This is a genomic window from Pseudomonas sp. R4-34-07 (assembly GCF_003852375.1).
Classification (GTDB): Bacteria; Pseudomonadota; Gammaproteobacteria; order Pseudomonadales; family Pseudomonadaceae; genus Aquipseudomonas.
The window spans coordinates 2,762,515-2,778,325 of the sequence record NZ_CP027760.1 but is presented as its reverse complement, the minus strand read 5'-3'; the positions used below and the strand labels follow the sequence as shown (position 1 = coordinate 2,778,325).

General features: G+C 61.6%; 14 protein-coding genes. 8 read left to right on the top strand and 6 right to left on the bottom strand.

The window, feature by feature from the left end; translation table 11 throughout:
* The first annotated feature begins 110 nt into the window (after nucleotides 1–110).
* Entirely contained in the window at nucleotides 111–950 is an 840-nt protein-coding gene (locus C4J85_RS12660; RefSeq protein WP_124362743.1) for a Ku protein, read from the top strand.
* Nucleotides 951–974: 24 nt separating this feature from the next.
* The gene (ligD, locus tag C4J85_RS12655; RefSeq protein WP_124409770.1) at nucleotides 975–3,506 is read left to right on the top strand and encodes a DNA ligase D; all 2,532 of its coding nucleotides are present in this window, start codon (nucleotides 975–977) and stop codon (nucleotides 3,504–3,506) included.
* Nucleotides 3,507–3,525: 19 nt separating this feature from the next.
* Here ligD and lpxO read toward each other — a convergent pair whose 3' ends face one another.
* Together lpxO and C4J85_RS12645 are read right to left on the bottom strand one after the other, a co-directional pair.
* Nucleotides 3,526–4,425, bottom strand: a complete 900-nt coding sequence (gene lpxO / locus C4J85_RS12650; protein WP_124409769.1) for a lipid A hydroxylase LpxO — start codon at nucleotides 4,423–4,425, stop codon at nucleotides 3,526–3,528.
* A gap of 267 nt (nucleotides 4,426–4,692) precedes the next feature.
* Nucleotides 4,693–6,030: a Wzz/FepE/Etk N-terminal domain-containing protein gene (locus C4J85_RS12645; RefSeq protein WP_124409768.1), complete on the bottom strand. Its 1,338-nt coding sequence runs from the start codon at nucleotides 6,028–6,030 to the stop codon at nucleotides 4,693–4,695.
* Between the two features lie 333 nt (nucleotides 6,031–6,363).
* Here C4J85_RS12645 and C4J85_RS12640 point away from each other — a divergent pair, with 333 nt between their 5' ends.
* The 4 genes from C4J85_RS12640 to C4J85_RS12625 all read left to right on the top strand — a co-directional run bounded on the left by C4J85_RS12640 (nucleotide 6,364) and on the right by C4J85_RS12625 (nucleotide 11,297).
* Complete coding sequence (locus C4J85_RS12640) at nucleotides 6,364–6,750, top strand: TIGR03067 domain-containing protein (RefSeq protein WP_124409767.1); 387 nt, start codon at nucleotides 6,364–6,366, stop codon at nucleotides 6,748–6,750.
* A gap of 229 nt (nucleotides 6,751–6,979) precedes the next feature.
* The gene (locus C4J85_RS12635) at nucleotides 6,980–8,218 is read left to right on the top strand and encodes an MFS transporter (protein ID WP_124409766.1); all 1,239 of its coding nucleotides are present in this window, start codon (nucleotides 6,980–6,982) and stop codon (nucleotides 8,216–8,218) included.
* Between the two features lie 142 nt (nucleotides 8,219–8,360).
* A complete protein-coding gene (locus C4J85_RS12630; protein WP_124362737.1) occupies nucleotides 8,361–9,947 on the top strand; it encodes an ABC-F family ATPase in 1,587 nt (528 codons plus the stop codon).
* A gap of 177 nt (nucleotides 9,948–10,124) precedes the next feature.
* On the top strand, nucleotides 10,125–11,297 hold the full coding sequence (locus C4J85_RS12625; RefSeq protein ID WP_124407116.1) for an MFS transporter: 1,173 nt from the start codon (nucleotides 10,125–10,127) through the stop codon (nucleotides 11,295–11,297).
* Here C4J85_RS12625 and C4J85_RS12620 read toward each other — a convergent pair.
* Together C4J85_RS12620 and C4J85_RS12615 are read right to left on the bottom strand one after the other, a co-directional pair.
* Nucleotides 11,291–12,328: a dienelactone hydrolase gene (locus C4J85_RS12620; protein WP_124366929.1), complete on the bottom strand. Its 1,038-nt coding sequence runs from the start codon at nucleotides 12,326–12,328 to the stop codon at nucleotides 11,291–11,293. The two genes, C4J85_RS12625 and C4J85_RS12620, sit on opposite strands and share 7 nt — an antisense overlap.
* Nucleotides 12,329–12,520: 192 nt before the next feature.
* Nucleotides 12,521–13,132, bottom strand: coding sequence for an FMN-dependent NADH-azoreductase (locus tag C4J85_RS12615; protein WP_124407114.1), 612 nt, complete (start codon nucleotides 13,130–13,132; stop codon nucleotides 12,521–12,523).
* Between the two features lie 126 nt (nucleotides 13,133–13,258).
* Between C4J85_RS12615 and C4J85_RS12610 the strand changes: the two genes are divergently transcribed.
* Nucleotides 13,259–14,167, top strand: a complete 909-nt coding sequence (locus C4J85_RS12610; RefSeq protein ID WP_124362733.1) for a LysR substrate-binding domain-containing protein — start codon at nucleotides 13,259–13,261, stop codon at nucleotides 14,165–14,167.
* The gene (locus C4J85_RS12605; protein WP_124409765.1) at nucleotides 14,164–14,514 is read left to right on the top strand and encodes an MmcQ/YjbR family DNA-binding protein; all 351 of its coding nucleotides are present in this window, start codon (nucleotides 14,164–14,166) and stop codon (nucleotides 14,512–14,514) included. Before C4J85_RS12610 ends, C4J85_RS12605 begins: the two co-directional genes overlap by 4 nt.
* Here the strand turns inward: C4J85_RS12605 and C4J85_RS12600 are convergent.
* The gene (locus C4J85_RS12600) at nucleotides 14,509–14,892 is read right to left on the bottom strand and encodes a DUF1294 domain-containing protein (protein WP_124409764.1); all 384 of its coding nucleotides are present in this window, start codon (nucleotides 14,890–14,892) and stop codon (nucleotides 14,509–14,511) included. The two genes, C4J85_RS12605 and C4J85_RS12600, sit on opposite strands and share 6 nt — an antisense overlap.
* The gene (locus tag C4J85_RS12595; RefSeq protein ID WP_124409763.1) at nucleotides 14,889–15,719 is read right to left on the bottom strand and encodes an undecaprenyl-diphosphate phosphatase; all 831 of its coding nucleotides are present in this window, start codon (nucleotides 15,717–15,719) and stop codon (nucleotides 14,889–14,891) included. Before C4J85_RS12595 ends, C4J85_RS12600 begins: the two co-directional genes overlap by 4 nt.
* Nucleotides 15,720–15,811: the final 92 nt, after the last annotated feature.

The following is a 15,811-nucleotide window of genomic DNA, read 5'->3' as shown; positions in this document are numbered from 1 at the left end:
TAGTTGCTCATCAGGTGTAACACGATCTGTCCGAGCATCTGCTCGCCGAAACTTTTGCCCAGGCCCACGAGTCACCAGAACACAGACTTATCTTTGTAGGAGATGCACTTATGCCCCGGGCAATCTGGAAAGGCGCCATCAGTTTCGGTTTGGTTCACATCCCGGTGTCGCTGGTGTCGGCGACGTCTGCCCAAGGCGTCGATTTTGACTGGCTGGACAAACGCAGCATGGACCCGGTGGGCTACAAGCGCATCAACAAGGCCACGGGCAAGGAAATCACCAAGGAAAATATCGTCAAGGGCGTAGCTTACGAAAAAGGCCGCTACGTGGTGCTCAGCGAAGATGAGATCCGCTCAGCCCACCCCAAGTCGACCCAGACCATCGAAATCATCGCCTTTGTCGCCAGCGACCAGATCCCCCTGCAGAACATCGATACGCCCTACTTCCTGGCCCCGGATAAACGCGGCGGCAAGGTCTACGCGCTGCTGCGCGAAACCCTGAAAAAAACCGGCAAGGTCGCCCTGGCCAATGTGGTGTTGCATACCAAGCAGCACCTTGCCGCCTTGATGCCGCTGGAGTCGGCACTGGTGCTGGTCATGCTGCGCTGGCCCGCCGAGGTGCGCAGCCTGGATGAGTTGGAGCTGGGCAGCGATGTGACCAAACCCACCCTGGCCAAGGGCGAGCTGGACATGGCCAAGCGCCTGGTGGAAGACATGAGCGCCGACTGGCAACCCGAGGAGTACCGCGACAGCTTCCAGGAAAAAATCATGGCGCTGGTGGAGAAAAAGGCCAAGGCCGGCAAGATCGAAGACGTGGAATCGACCGAAGGCAGCGAAGAGCGCAAATCGGCCGATGTGATCGACCTGACGGAACTGCTCAAGCGCAGCCTTGCGGGCAAACCTGCGGCGAAAAAACCCGCTGCGAAGAAGTCCAACAAAAAGGCCTCTTGAGCCTGCCATTGGCTGGAGAACGACATGGCAAAGCCCCTGAGCGAGTACAACCGAAAACGCGACTTCGGGATCACCGCCGAACCCGCCGGCGACTCACCGGCCAGCAAGCGCAAAGCCTCGGCCTTGAGCTTTGTGATCCAGAAACATGACGCGCGTAACCTGCACTATGACTTTCGCCTGGAACTCGACGGCGTGCTGTTGAGCTGGGCGGTGCCCAAAGGCCCGAGCCTGGACCCGAGCCAGAAGCGCCTGGCGGTCCACGTTGAAGACCACCCGCTGAGTTACGGTGGCTTCGAGGGCAGTATTCCCGCCGGCCAATACGGCGCCGGGGATGTCATCGTGTGGGACCGCGGCATCTGGCAACCCCATGACGATCCGCACAAGGCCTACGCGGCCGGCAAACTCAAATTCAGCCTGGTCGGCGAAAAACTCTCGGGGGACTGGACCCTGGTGCGCACCCGGCTCAAGGGCAGCGGCGACAAGCAACAATGGCTGCTGATCAAGGAAAAGGACCAGCAGGCACGGCCCATCGCCGAATACGATATCGTCCAGGCCGAACCCGCCAGCGTGCTGAGCGACGCGGTGGTCGGCAAGCCCAAGGCCAAGGCTCAGGCAAAAACCAAAGCGGCACCCAAGGCAGCTCCCAAGGCGAGCACGCGCAAGCAGGCCACCGCCGTGCCCGAGCAGTTCTCCCCGCAACTGGCCACCCTGGTCGATCGGGCACCCGAAGGTGACTGGCAGTACGAGATCAAGTTCGACGGTTACCGCATCCTCGCGCGCATCCAGGGAGGTGAAGTGCGCCTGTTCACCCGCAACGGGCACGACTGGACCGAGCGCCTGCCGCGTCAGGCCAAGGCTTTGCAAGCGCTCAAGCTCAAGGACAGCTGGCTGGACGGCGAGGTGGTCAGCCTCAACGGCGACGGCCTGCCGGATTTCCAGGCGTTGCAGAATGCCTTCGACATCGGCCGCAGCCTCGACATCGTCTATTACCTGTTTGACGCGCCCTTCCTGAATGGCCGCGATCAGCGCGAAGACCCGGTCGAAACGCGTCGCGCCGCGCTCAAATCCGCGCTGTCCGCCAGCAAGAGCAAGCTGCTGCGCTTCTCCGAAGCGTTTGCGGCCAACCACCACGACATTTTCGAAAGCGCCTGCGACCTGGCCCTGGAAGGCGTCATCGGCAAGCGTGCCGGCAGCCCTTATGTGTCCAGGCGCAGTGACGACTGGATCAAGCTCAAATGCCGCTTGCGCCAGGAGTTCGTAATTGTCGGTTATACCCGCCCCCAAGGCTCGCGCACCGGGTTTGGCGCGCTGCTGTTGGCGGTCAACGACGACGCCGGGCTGGTATACGCCGGGCGCGTGGGCACCGGCTTCGACCAGGCATCGCTGAAAGCTATCTACACCCAGCTCACCGCGCTCGAGCGCGACGACTCGCCACTGCAAAAGCCGTTGACCAGCGCCCAGGCGCGTGGCGTGCACTGGGTCGAACCGAGCCTGGTCGGCGAGGTGCAATTTGCCGAATGGACCCGTGAAGGCGTGGTGCGCCAGGCCGCGTTTGTGGGCATGCGCACCGACAAGCCGGCCGCGCAGATCATTCACGAACTGCCGCGCGCGGCCAAATCGGTCAAGGCGCCTGCGGCGAAAAAAACCGAGAAGCAGGTGAAAACCGTGAAGGACCTGAAAATCACCCACCCTGATCGCGTCATCGACAAGCAGAGCGGTACGCAAAAGCAGCAACTGGCACAGTTCTACGCCGACACCAGCGCATGGATCCTGCCGTTCCTGCGCAACCGGCCCGTGTCGCTGCTCAGGGCGCCGGAGGGCATCGAAGGCGAACAGTTCTTCCAGAAGCACATCGAACGCATGACGATCCCCCACATCAAGCAATTGGACCAGGCCCTGGACCCCGGCCATGCACGCCTGATGGAAATAGACACTGCAGACGCCCTGGTCGGCGCCGTGCAAATGGGCACGGTCGAGCTGCACACCTGGGGCGCCACCACGGACAAGATCGAAACCCCCGACCTGTTCGTACTCGACCTCGACCCGGACCCCGCCCTGCCCTGGAAGGCCATGCTGGAAGCTGCGCAACTGACCCTCTCGGTGCTGGATGAATTGGGCTTGCAAGCCTTCGTCAAGACCAGCGGTGGCAAAGGCTTGCACCTGATCGTACCGCTGGCCCGGCGAGACGACTGGGACAGCGTGAAAGCCTTCGCCAAGGCCATTGCCCAATTCATGACCCAGCAATTGCCCGAGCGCTTCACGGCCACCAGCGGCCCGAAAAACCGCGTGGGCAAAATCTTCATCGATTATCTGCGCAACGCCAGGGGCGCCAGCACGGTTGCCGCTTACTCCGTGCGGGCGCGACCCGGCCTGCCGGTTTCGGTACCGGTCAGCCGGGAAGAGTTGAATGGATTGCGCAGTTCCCAGCAATGGACAGTGGCCAACCTGCACGAACGCTTGCAGAGTTTGCAGGCCGACCCCTGGGCCGGCTATGCCAATCGACAGAAGATCAGCAAGAAGATGTGGGACAAGCTGGGCGCGAAGCCACCGAACTGATCCGCGCCATGGGTGGGGCTCAGATAAGGATGAAGATCAGCGCGAGGCCAGCGAAGATCGCCCACTTTTCCAGGTAGTAGCGCGTGCGGTTGCGCTTTTTCAGCTCCTTGCCGCGCAGCCGGATCTTGTACAAGCGGGTAAAGGCGCGGTTGAGGCCGCCGGTCTTGTCGCCTTCATCATTGGGCGAACCCGCAGCGGCCATCACATTGCGGCTGAACCAGCGGTTGAACGCGGCTGCCCAGCGGTATTTCATCGGCCGCTCGATGTCGCAGAACAGAATGATGCGGTTGTGGGCCGTGGTGTTTTCCGCGTAATGGATATAGGTCTCGTCGAACATCACCGGCTCGCCGTCGCGCCAGTAATAGCTCTCGCCGTCCACATTGATATAGCAGCCCGGATCGTTTGGGGTATCCAGCCCCAGGTGATAGCGGTAGGAGCCCGCATAGGGGTCACGGTGACGCACCAGTTTGGAGCCCGGCGGCAGCTCGGCGAACATCGCGGCCTTGATCGAGCCGATGCTTTGCACCAGTTCGGTGGTGCGCGGGCACAGCTTCATCGCCGAAGGATGGCTGTCGCCGTACCACTTCAGATAGAAGCGCTTCCAGCCGGACTTGAAGAACGAGTTGAAGCCCACGTCATTGTATTGCTCCGAGCGCTTGATCTCCCCGGCGCGCATCAGGTTCTGAGCTTCCTGGCGGATCTCTTCCCAGTGCGCCTGCAACGGGCTCAGGTCCGGAAAATCGCTGGGCGACAGATAGGGGCGACTGGGTTGCTTGGAGAACAGATACAGGAAGCAGTTGATCGGCGCCAGGAACGTCGAGTGGTCGCTGAGCTGGCGGCCCAACTTGTGTCGCACCCGGCCACGCAAATGTACATACGCGATGGAGGCAACGTAGAGAGCAACAATGATGAGTTTCAAGGGATTCGTCACACGTCAGGGAGAGAACAGGCTGCTCCTGCGTGCCCACAACGGCCGAGGATGGATAAGCAGCACCTGAAATCACAATTCACATACAGGCGACACGACCGGCTGGAGGACCCTCCGATGTGTGACCATTGGCCGTTATTTAGCCATACTTTGTAACCAAAGGTTAACTAAGAATTGTGAAAAGCTGTCCACTGAGTGTGTTGGGGAGGTTGCGCAGGCGGGCCCCCAGGACCCGCCGGCCAGAGACGTCGCTACGGCTTAAAGCTGATCGTCCTTACGTTCACGGCGTGAAAAACTGCTGTCTTCCAATGCCGAATACGGTACCGCACCACGCTGGGTAAACATGAGGTGGCGGACCAGCGCGACCATCAGCCCGAGCAGTAACCCGCCCACCAGGCTCAACGCAATGACCAGAGCTTTTTTCGGTTTGATCGGTGCCAGAGGCTCCTGGGCGCGACGGTCAATTGTCACCAGCTTCAGGTTGCTCATGTCGATGTTCAAACCACGCAACCTGGCGACTTCGGCGCGAAGCGGCTCGACGTCCTGCAGGAAGATGTCTTCATTGCCACGTTTGCGCAGCACTTCAACTTCGCGGTTGGCGTCCAACAGCTGGAGCTCCTTGCCAATTTCGGCAATACGCGGATTGGTGAAGTCATCGCTGGTGCGCTTTTGCAGCGCGGCGCGTTCGGCCTCCAGGGCCTCGGTACCCATGAAGTACAGCGGAATTTTCTGATTGTTGACTTCGGTGCGCATCACCTGGCTCGAGCCGGTTCGCGCGGAGTCGGCCATGGAGGATGGCGTGGTCGGTGTCCTGATCCCCATGGACTGAGCGATGCCGATGGCTTCAGCCAATTCCGCCAGGCGGTTGGTCCGCTCCATTTTCATCTGCAAGCGCAGGGCGCTGAGTTCGTCCTGCAATTGGGCGCGCTTGAGACGGTCCGCCTCGAGCAACTTGGCGATTTTCGATTCCTTTTCGGTGTCGTAGTTGGCCCGGGCGGCGTCGATCTTGCCCTTGAGCTCAGCCAGCCGGTTGTTCACGATCACCTTGAGGTCGGCGCCGACCTGCTGACGCTCTGCGGCAATGGCGTAGTCGACAAACCCGTTGAGAATTTTCACCCCATCAACATCGGTCGGGTACTGCAATTCCAGACGGATGTAGTTGCTCAGCGAGTCGGACTTCTTCGGGTCCGGCAGGATCAGATTGACCGAGTTCCGATTGAAGGCTTCAAAACTCTGCTCCAGGGTTTGCCCCGGTTTCTGAAACGCCTTGAACAATTCCTCGTGATCCTTGAAGAACCCAAGGCGAGCCTCGTAGGAGTCCAACTGCGCGCCCACTTTGAGCAACGCATCGGCGGGGGGCAATTTATACACTTCAGAGCGGTTCAACGCGTCCAGCTCGTTGATCGCCGCAGGCCGTAGCACGCTGCTGACCTCGTAGGTCTTGGGCGCCAGGAAGGCATACCCCGCACCTAGAACGCCCGCCAGAACCGTACACCCCACGATCAGCTTTTTTTGTCGCCAGATGGCGTGAAACAATTCAAACAGATCAATTTCATCAGACGCTACAGCGGGCGCAGGCGGGGAAGTACGATTCAAAATAAGCACACCTTAATTAATACTAAAAGGCCATCACTCGAAGAAACCCTAAAAGCTTCAAATCAGGGACAACGCCCTGAGCACGGCGGACCAATGGCAATCTGACTACTGAGTCTGACGAAAAATCCCGCGTATTTAAGGATTATTTCTGCTTTATGTCGATGTGTAGCCAAAAAGATATTTTGATGTGGGATTAATCACGCTACAAGCGTAGCTAATACAACATGAAAATGCTGTCAAATAGCTGTCCTATAAAGAAAAAATCCTGCCACCTGAAAGCACTGCCCCTGTGCGGATACAATCCCCCTTCCCCCTTCAGCAAAAGGAAGTTGCATGTCATCCCCTTCAGTCACGGATTACCACGCCCTGCAAGGTGCCTGGGTGCAAACCGCCCTGGAAGACAATGGCGTACTCAACCCTGCCGATGCACATAGCGCGCCAGGTGCCCTCACCAGGATCAGCGGCGACACGTTTGAAGTCGTCACGGTGGAGGGCGATCTCTTGCTGGCGGGGCGTTTTGTCCTGGACGCCGACACCACGCCCAAGAGCATTACCTGGGTGGACGCCATCGGCGCGGACGCCGGCAAGTCGTTACCGGCCAGCTACCGGCTCGAAGGCGATCATTTTGTATTTATCGCTGCCGATGAAGGCATGCCCCGGCCCACCGTGTTCAGTACCGGCCCGGGGCAAACCATGCGCACCTTCGTACGCCGGGCATGAACGGCGCTCTTATCCGCTTTGATCACCGCATTTTCACAAGGCCTTCACTTTCAGGCCTATAGGGTGAAGCCTACCTACTCCAGTGATTCCCTTGGCCCGCCGTTATGTGCGGGCTTTTTTTTTGCGCGCAGAAAAACGCCCTGGGCCAGCGCGAAACTTATCGCCAGGCGCGCAGGTCACTAGCCCAACGCGTGTCCGGCCCCTGGACAGCGCCCTGGAAGGTTGCATCGTGGCCCATCATTCAGACCTGCGCATTACCTTGTCCCTGGACAGCCTGAATTTCTTCCTCGCGGATGTGCGCGACGGCCTGGGCCCGTACTTGGCGATTTATCTGCTGGCGGTACATAAATGGGACCCGGCCAGCATTGGCGTGGTCATGACCCTGGCGGGTATTGCCGCGCTGATCACCCAGGGTCCGGCAGGCGCATTGATCGACCGTACCCGCAGCAAACGCGCGGTGATTGCACTTGCCGCGCTGCTGGTCACGCTCAGTTGCCTGATGCTGCCCTTCGTCAGTTCGTTTGGCTGGGTGGCGCTGACCCAGGCCGCCAGCGCCATCGCCGCGTCGGTGTTCGCCCCGGCGATTTCCGCGATTTCCCTTGGCATCACCGGGCCGCGCGCGTTTACTCGGCGTACCGGACGCAACGAAACCTTCAATCACGCCGGTAACGCCGTGGCAGCATTGCTGGCCGGGGGTTTGGCTTATCTATTCGGGCCGGTGGTGGTGTTTTACCTGATGGCGTTTATGGCCGTCGCCAGTGTCATCGCGGTCGGTTGCGTGCCGGGCAAGGCGATCGACCATGAGGTGGCCCGGGGCTTCGACCCCGCGCATCATACTGACCATGAGCAGCCCTCGGGCCTGAACGTCTTGCTCGCCAACCGCCCCTTGTTGCTGTTCGCCATCTGCTGTGCGCTGTTTCACCTGGCCAATGCCGCGATGCTGCCGCTGGTCAGCCAGAAGCTGTCGCAGATCAACCTGCAGATGGCCACGCCATTGACCTCGGCCTGCATCGTCGCCGCGCAATTGGTGATGGTGCCGACGGCTATGCTGGTGGGGGCCAAGGCCGACCTCTGGGGGCGCAAGCCGCTGCTGCTGGCCGGTTTCATGATTCTGCCGTTGCGCGGCGTGCTTTATACCCTGTCCAGCGACCCCTACTGGCTGGTTGCCGTGCAGATGCTCGACGGCATCGGCGCGGGCATTTTCGGCGCGCTGTTCCCCGTGATCGTCAAGGACCTGACCCAAGGCACCGGCCGCTTCAATGTCAGCCTCGGCGCGCTGTCCACGGTATTTGGCCTGGGCGCGGCGCTGAGCAGCAGCCTGGCAGGCTTCGTGGTGCAAATGGCCGGCTACGACGCCGCCTTCCTGACCCTGGCCGGGGTGGCGGCCGTCGCGTTGCTGCTGGTAGGGCTGGCCATGCCCGAGACACTGGCAAAACCATCCTTCGCTCGCCATACACCTGTCGCCTGACATATGCGACAATGCGCGCCAAATTCCAACACACATTCCAGATTTTGCGCTCAGCGACCGGGTTTCGCGCCTCGATGTCGCTGTTGACGCATGCCTGAAGGCTCCTGCCGTCACGCTCGCAACCCATTGATAGGTAAAGTAATTGATCTCCACAGCTAACATCACCATGCAGTTCGGCGCCAAGCCGCTCTTCGAGAACGTCTCGGTCAAGTTCGGCGCCGGCAACCGCTATGGTTTGATCGGTGCCAACGGTTGCGGCAAGTCGACCTTCATGAAAATCCTCGGCGGCGACCTCGAACCGTCCGGCGGCCAGGTCATGCTGGAGCCGAACGTGCGCCTGGGCAAGCTGCGCCAGGACCAGTTCGCCTACGAAGAATTCACCGTGCTCGACACCGTGATCATGGGCCACGAAGAGCTGTGGAAGGTCAAGGCCGAACGCGACCGCATCTACTCGCTGCCGGAAATGAGCGAAGAAGATGGCATGGCCGTGGCCGAGCTGGAGACCGAGTTCGCCGAGATGGACGGCTACACCGCCGAATCCCGCGCCGGTGAGCTGCTGCTGGGCCTGGGTATTCCCCTGGAACAGCATTTCGGCCCGATGAGCGAAGTGTCGCCCGGCTGGAAGCTGCGCGTATTGCTCGCCCAGGCGCTGTTCTCCGACCCGGAAGTGCTGTTGCTCGACGAACCGACCAACCACTTGGACATCAACACTATTCGCTGGCTGGAAAACATCCTGACCCAGCGCTCCAGCCTGATGATCATCATCTCTCACGACCGTCACTTCCTGAACAGCGTGTGCACCCACATGGCTGACCTGGACTACGGCGAGCTGCGCCTGTTCCCGGGCAACTACGACGAGTACATGACCGTGGCGACCCAGTCCCGCGAGCAACTGCTGTCGGACAACGCCAAGAAGAAGGCGCAGATCTCCGAGCTGCAGTCCTTCGTCAGCCGCTTCTCGGCCAACGCCTCGAAAGCCAAGCAGGCCACTTCCCGCGCCAAGGCGATCGACAAGATCCAACTGGCCGAGGTCAAGCCTTCGAGCCGTGTGAGCCCGTTCATCCGTTTCGAACAGAACAAAAAGCTGCACCGCCAGGCGGTCATGGTCGAGAAGATGGCCAAAGGTTTTGACGGCAAACCGTTGTTCAAAGACTTCAGCTTCCAGGTTGAAGCCGGCGAGCGCGTGGCGATCATCGGCCCGAACGGCATCGGCAAGACCACCCTGCTGCGCACCCTGGTCAACGAACTGACCCCGGACGCCGGCAGCATCAAGTGGACCGACGCCGCGGAACTGGGCTACTACGCCCAGGACCATGCCCATGACTTCGAAGACGACCTCACCCTGTTCGACTGGATGGGCCAGTGGACCCAGGGCGAGCAGATGATTCGTGGCACATTGGGCCGCATGCTGTTCTCCAACGACGAAATCCAGAAGTCGGTAAAAGTGATCTCCGGTGGTGAACAAGGCCGCATGCTGTTCGGCAAGCTGATCCTGCAAAAGCCGAACGTGCTGATCATGGACGAACCGACCAACCACTTGGACATGGAATCCATCGAAGCGCTGAACCTGGCGCTGGAGAACTATCCGGGCACGCTGATCTTCGTCAGCCACGACCGCGAGTTCGTATCGTCCCTGGCTACCCGCATCATCGAGTTGAGCGCAGACGGCGTGATCGACTTCAGCGGCACCTATGACGATTACCTGCGTAGCCAGGGCGTGGTGTTCTAAGAACAGCGCATAGCTGCGGCCAAACAGGCTCCAATGTGGGAGGGGGCTTGCCCCCGATGGCAGTGGTTCAGTCAATACATCCATTGACTGACACTCCGCTATCGGGAGCAGGCCCCCTCCCACATTGAACAGCGCAGTGGCATCATGGCCGCACCGCCCGCCAGCGAACGAGTTCACATGCCTGCCGCCCCCTCCTCCCTGTCGATCACCCTGCAGATCGTCTCCATCGTCTTCTACACCTTCATTGCCTTCATCTGCATCGGCCTGCCGATTGCAGTAATTCCAGGCTATGTGCACGAACACCTGGGCTACAGCGCCGTGGTGGCCGGGGTCACCATTGGTTCGCAATACCTGGCCACCTTGCTCAGCCGGCCGATGGCCGGGCGCATGTCGGACAACGTCGGCACCAAGCGCGCCATTGTGCTGGGCCTGGCCGGCATCCTGATCAGTGGCGTGCTGACGTTTATCGCGGTGTTGCTGGAGGACCTGCCGGCGCTGAGCCTGACCATCCTGATCGCCGGTCGGCTGTTGCTGGGCGTGGCCCAGGGCTTGATTGGCGTGGGCACCATCAGTTGGTGCATGGGCGCGGTCGGCACTGAACACACGGCCCGGTCGATTTCCTGGAACGGCATCGCTTCCTACGGCGCCATCGCCATTGGCGCGCCGCTGGGGGTGGTGATGGTGGCCGACTATGGCTTCGCCAGCCTGGGCCTGGCGCTGACAGGGCTGGCCGCGCTGGGCCTGGTGCTGATCCGCAACAAACCCTCGGTGCCGGTGGTGCGCGGCGAACGCCTGCCGTTCTGGGCGGTGTTCGGACGTATCGCGCCGTTTGGCGCCAGCCTGTGCCTGGCCTCGATTGGCTACGGCACGCTGACCACCTTTATCACCTTGTACTACCTCAATCGCGGCTGGACCGGCGCAGCGTACTGCCTGACGGTATTTGGCGTGTGTTTTATCGCGTCGCGCCTAGTGTTTATTTCCGCCATCAGCCGCGTGGGCGGCTTCACCGCCGCCATCGCCTGCATGCTCATCGAGACCCTGGGCCTTACGCTGTTGTGGCTGGCGCCGTCGACCGGCGTGGCGTTGATTGGCGCGGGGTTGACCGGCATCGGCTTGTCACTGGTGTACCCGGCGCTCGGGGTCGAGGCCATCAAGCGCGTGCCGGACAGTAGCCGTGGCGCCGGGCTCAGTGCGTATGCGGTGTTTTTCGACTTGGCCCTGGCGATTGCCGGCCCGTTGATGGGCGCGGTGGCGCTGAACCTCGGCTATGGCTGGATCTTCTTCTGTGCGGCGCTGCTGTCTGTCACGGCGCTGGCACTGACCGTGCTGCTCAAGCGTCGCGCTTACTGATCGGCCGTCTGTAACCCGGCACGGGTGGCCTCGCCGAGGGTGTGACTGAAAAAGCGCCCGGCCTCGGAGACCAGATCGCGATGGATGCCCTCACGGTCGACGCCGTCGGCATCGGTGCAGATGGCCGGCATCGTCGCCAATTGGTCGCTGTCGCACGGCGCCATGAACACGAAGTGCCCTGCCCCGGCCAACAGTTTGAAGTCCGGCGGCTCCGGCAGTTTGCGCGCCAGGGCGGCGGCGTTCTTGTCCACGGCCACCAATTTGTCGCCATCGCCACTGTAGAGCAGCACCGGTACGTGCACGTCAGCCAGGGTGTGGCGACCAAACATCAGGCTCAGCGGCGCCATCAGCATCAGCGCATGGATGCGCGGGTCGGCCTGGGGCTGCAAGTCGTCACGGTCGACCACCAGTTCGCCTTTGGTGGTGCAGGCGTCACGGTCCTCCGGGCGCTGCTGGCAATAGCGGCGCAGGCGCTCGAAATCCGGCTTGGCCCCCGCCAGGATCAGCGCAGTTTCACCGCCGGCCGAATAGCCGATCACGCCCACCTGGTCGATGTCGACGAAGGGCGACAACATCGGGTCGTCCAGCGTCGCGGTGATTGCCTGGGAAATCTGGATCGGCCGGCCATACAGATTGCTCACGGTGCCCAGGCGGCTGTGATCCTTGTAGTTGTCACCGGGGTGCAGCACCGCCACCACCACAAAGCCCTTGCGCGCCAGCGAGGTGGCCAGGTCATGCAGGGCCAGCGGCGTGCCGGTATTGCCGTGGGACAACATCAGCATCGGGAAACGGCCGATGGCAACCTTCGCGTCTTCGCCGGCAGCCACATGGTAGGCGCCCAACGTCGTGGTGTGCTCGGTGTCGGTGGAGGGGTAGAACGCAATGGCCTTCATCGGCTGCGAATCCAGCGGGTCCAGGACGCTCATGCGATGAAAGCCCACACTCCAATGGGGGTGCGGCGCAGGCGCGGCGTGCACTGAAAGCAGGCCGCCGCACAGGGAAAGAACCAAAACAGCACAGAGACGCATCATGGGGATGTCCACCTTTGCTGCGTGAGAACCGGCATGCCGTATGAAAATTCCAGGGTAGTGAACCCAAGCGTGCATAACCTGGGCCATAAATGCAAAAACTCCGTACCCCGCTCGCGCTCAGGCGAACAGAATACAGAGTTTAGACGCCCGGCTTCAGATTGAAACCGGCCGCGACGAACATTTACACAAGCCTTACGCAGCGGCGAACAAGTGCTCGCTGATCAGCACGTTGGCGTCGCTCAAGGCTTTGCTGCGCACTTCGTCGCCGTAGGCCAGGCCTTCAGCACGTACGATTTCGATATCAGTGATGCCGAGAAAGCCGAACAGCAACTTCAAGTAGCCTTCATGGGCGGCACCGGACGCCTGGCCGGCATGCAGGCCGCCGGCGGTGGAGACGATGATGACTTTCTTGTTGCCGCACAGGCCTTCAGGGCCGGCCTCGGTGTAGCGGAAGGTCTGGCCGGCGACCGCGATGCGGTCGATCCAGGCTTTGAGCTGGGTCGGGATGGTGAAGTTGTACATCGGTGCGCCCACCACCACGGCATCGGCGGCGAGAAATTCAGCCAGCGACGATGCGCTCAGTTGCGCCTCATGCTTTTGCGCAGCATCGCGCAGTTCAGCAGCGGTGCCCAACGCACCCAGGGTGGCGCCGGAAAAATGGTTGATGCCTTCGCTGGCGAGGTCACGGTAAGTCACTTCCACGCCCGGCTCGGCGGCCTGCCATGCCTTGACCACGCCGGCGCTGAGCTGACGGGAAGCGGAGTTGTCGCCGAGGATGCTGGAATCGATATGCAACAGTTTCATGGTGGATCTCCGAGGGTGGGATCGACAGGGGCGATCAGATGGTGTTGATGCTACGCATCCAACCAATAGTCGATAAGCCATCTGGAATGCGATAGATTGTCCCACTGACAGGACAATAGGCTGACCATGCAAGACCTCAACGACCTCTACTATTTCGCCAAAGTCGTCGAAGCCGGCGGTTTCGCCGCCGCCGGCCGCCTGCTGGGAATTCCCAAATCGCGCCTGTCGCGGCGCATTGCCGAGCTGGAGGAACGCCTGGGCGCGCGCCTGCTGCAACGCACCACCCGGCAACTGACCCTGACCGCCGTCGGCGAGCGCTACCTGCGCCACTGCCAGGCGATGTTGCTGGAAGCGGAGATGGCCGATGAGGCCGTGGCCAGCATGTCCACCGAGCCCCGTGGGCGTCTGCGGGTCACTTGCCCGGTCGGCCTGGCCCAACAGATCCTGCCGGAACTGGTGGCCGGCTTTCTCGCCGCCCACCCGCTGGTGCAACTGGACATGACCCTGGTCAACCGCCGCGTCGACCTGGTGGGCGAAGGGATCGACGTAGCCTTGCGCGTGCGCGAACTGGGCGACGAAGACCCGTTGCTGGTCACCAAACGCCTGCGCCAGGCACACACAGTGCTGGTGGCCAGCCCGGCACTGCTGCGTGATCGGCAGGTCGACAGCCTGGACGACCTCAGGCAATTACCGATAATGGGCGCACTCGAGGCGGACCGCATGGTGCACCAGCGCATCATCGACCCCCAGGGCAACGCTCACGAGCTGGTCATGGAGGCGCGCCTGGGCATCGAAGACTTTATCGTACGCAAGACCAGCGCCCTCATGGGCGTGGGCTTCACGGTGCTGCCGATGATGTATTGCGAAGAGGAACTGGCCAGCGGCCGACTGGTGCAGCTGCTGCCGCAATGGTCGTTACCCGGCGGCTGGCTGCAAGCCGTGTACCCGCACCGGCGCGGCGTGCTGCCGGCCATTCGCGCCTGGATCGACTACCTGGAAGAAGGTTTCAAAGGCTGTGGAGATCGCCTGCTATGAGCATGACCGAAGCGCAAGTCGCGCAATTCTGCCTGAGCCTGCCGGGCGCACGCGAGGACTACAAATGGGGCGGCGTACGGGTGTTCTCGATTGCCGGCAACAAGATGTTCGCGCTGCAGAACCTGCGCGGCGACTCGCTGGCGTTCAAGGTCGACAAGGAACTGTTCCTCGGCCACGTCGACCGCCCCGGCATCCACCCGGCGCCGTACCTGGCACGCGCGCAATGGATCATCATGAACACGCCCTACCCGCTGGCGTCCGAGGAACTGCGCGGCTTGTTGCGGCGCTCCCACCAATTGGTGGTGAGCAAGTTGCCCAAGCGCACGCAGGTGGGGTTGTTGCTATAGGATCGACAGCAGCGTGCCGCCGAGAAACAGCTGGTCCAGCCAGAACACCTGGTGCAGCAGCACGATCACCCAGAACAGCACCTGGTAAGACACCTTGCGCGTCTTGTGCCGGAACACCTGCTGGGCGATCAACGCTCCCGGCCAACCGCCCGCCAACTCGACGGCGTGCAGGATGTTTTCCGGGATGCGCCGGCCCTCGGTCTGGGCCTTGCGCTTGTCACTCCAGTACAGAAAGAACGCCACCACGCTGACCACCCCGTAGGCCGCCAGTGGGATGACCGTCTCGCCGCGCTGCCACAGCAGCGCCGCACCCAGCAGCGGCGCGGCGCACAGCACTAGCAGGACCAACGCCTTCAGGCGCGGATGCTGAATGTTCATGGCTTGACGGCGGTCCAGTCGATCCAGCCGAATTGCCAGGTCGCCAGGATCACCAGGCCGAACGCGATCCGGTACCAGGCAAAGGCCGCATAGCTGTGGTTGGCAATAAACTTGAGCAGGCCCTTGACCGCGATCATCGCGAAGATGAACGAGGTGACAAAGCCGATGGCGAACACCGGCAGGTCCGCCGGCTGGAACAGGTCGCGGTATTTGTAGCCCGAGTACAACGCTGCACCGACCATGGTCGGCATGGCCAGGAAGAATGAAAACTCGGTGGCGGTCTTGCGCGACAGGCCGAACAGCAGGCCGCCGATAATCGTCGCACCGGAGCGCGAAGTGCCTGGGATCATGGCCAGGCACTGGGCGATGCCGACCTTGAGCGCGTCTTTCCAGGTGATGTCGTCCACGGTTTCGGCATGAACGGCATGTTGGCGACGTTCAGCCCACAACATGACCACGCCGCCCACCACCAGGGCCGTGGCTACGGTGATCGGGTTGAACAGGTAATGCTTGATCAGGTCAGCGAAAATCACCCCCAGCACCACCGCCGGCAACACGGCGATGATCAGGTTCACGGTGAAGCGCTGGGCGTTGCGCTGAGTGGGCAAGCCGATGACCACATCGAGGATCTTGCGGCGAAACTCCCAGACCACGGCCAGGATCGCGCCCAGCTGGATAATGATATTGAATGCCTCGAAACGCTCGCCGCCGAAGTTGATCAGGTCGGCGACGATGATCTGGTGGCCGGTGCTGGAGATCGGCAGGAACTCCGTCAGCCCCTCGACCACGCCAAGAATCAATGCCTGTATGGCAGTCCAAAAATCCATGCTTTCTCCAAAGGTCACGCGCCTGGCATGCCTCTTATGTTTTTTAAGTTCACTGACAACGAGCGCGCTGCAGCGCCCGGCATCGATTCTCA

Coding starts and splice junctions, on each gene's coding strand:
- C4J85_RS12660 (WP_124362743.1), top strand. CDS start 111: ATGCCCCGGGCAATCTGGAAAGGCGCCATCAGTTTCGGTTTGGTTCAC.
- C4J85_RS12625 (WP_124407116.1), top strand. CDS start 10,125: ATGCCTGCCGCCCCCTCCTCCCTGTCGATCACCCTGCAGATCGTCTCC.
- C4J85_RS12620 (WP_124366929.1), bottom strand. CDS start 12,328: ATGATGCGTCTCTGTGCTGTTTTGGTTCTTTCCCTGTGCGGCGGCCTG.
- C4J85_RS12605 (WP_124409765.1), top strand. CDS start 14,164: ATGAGCATGACCGAAGCGCAAGTCGCGCAATTCTGCCTGAGCCTGCCG.
- ligD (WP_124409770.1), top strand. CDS start 975: ATGGCAAAGCCCCTGAGCGAGTACAACCGAAAACGCGACTTCGGGATC.
- C4J85_RS12600 (WP_124409764.1), bottom strand. CDS start 14,892: ATGAACATTCAGCATCCGCGCCTGAAGGCGTTGGTCCTGCTAGTGCTG.
- C4J85_RS12610 (WP_124362733.1), top strand. CDS start 13,259: ATGCAAGACCTCAACGACCTCTACTATTTCGCCAAAGTCGTCGAAGCC.
- C4J85_RS12640 (WP_124409767.1), top strand. CDS start 6,364: ATGTCATCCCCTTCAGTCACGGATTACCACGCCCTGCAAGGTGCCTGG.
- C4J85_RS12615 (WP_124407114.1), bottom strand. CDS start 13,132: ATGAAACTGTTGCATATCGATTCCAGCATCCTCGGCGACAACTCCGCT.
- C4J85_RS12595 (WP_124409763.1), bottom strand. CDS start 15,719: ATGGATTTTTGGACTGCCATACAGGCATTGATTCTTGGCGTGGTCGAG.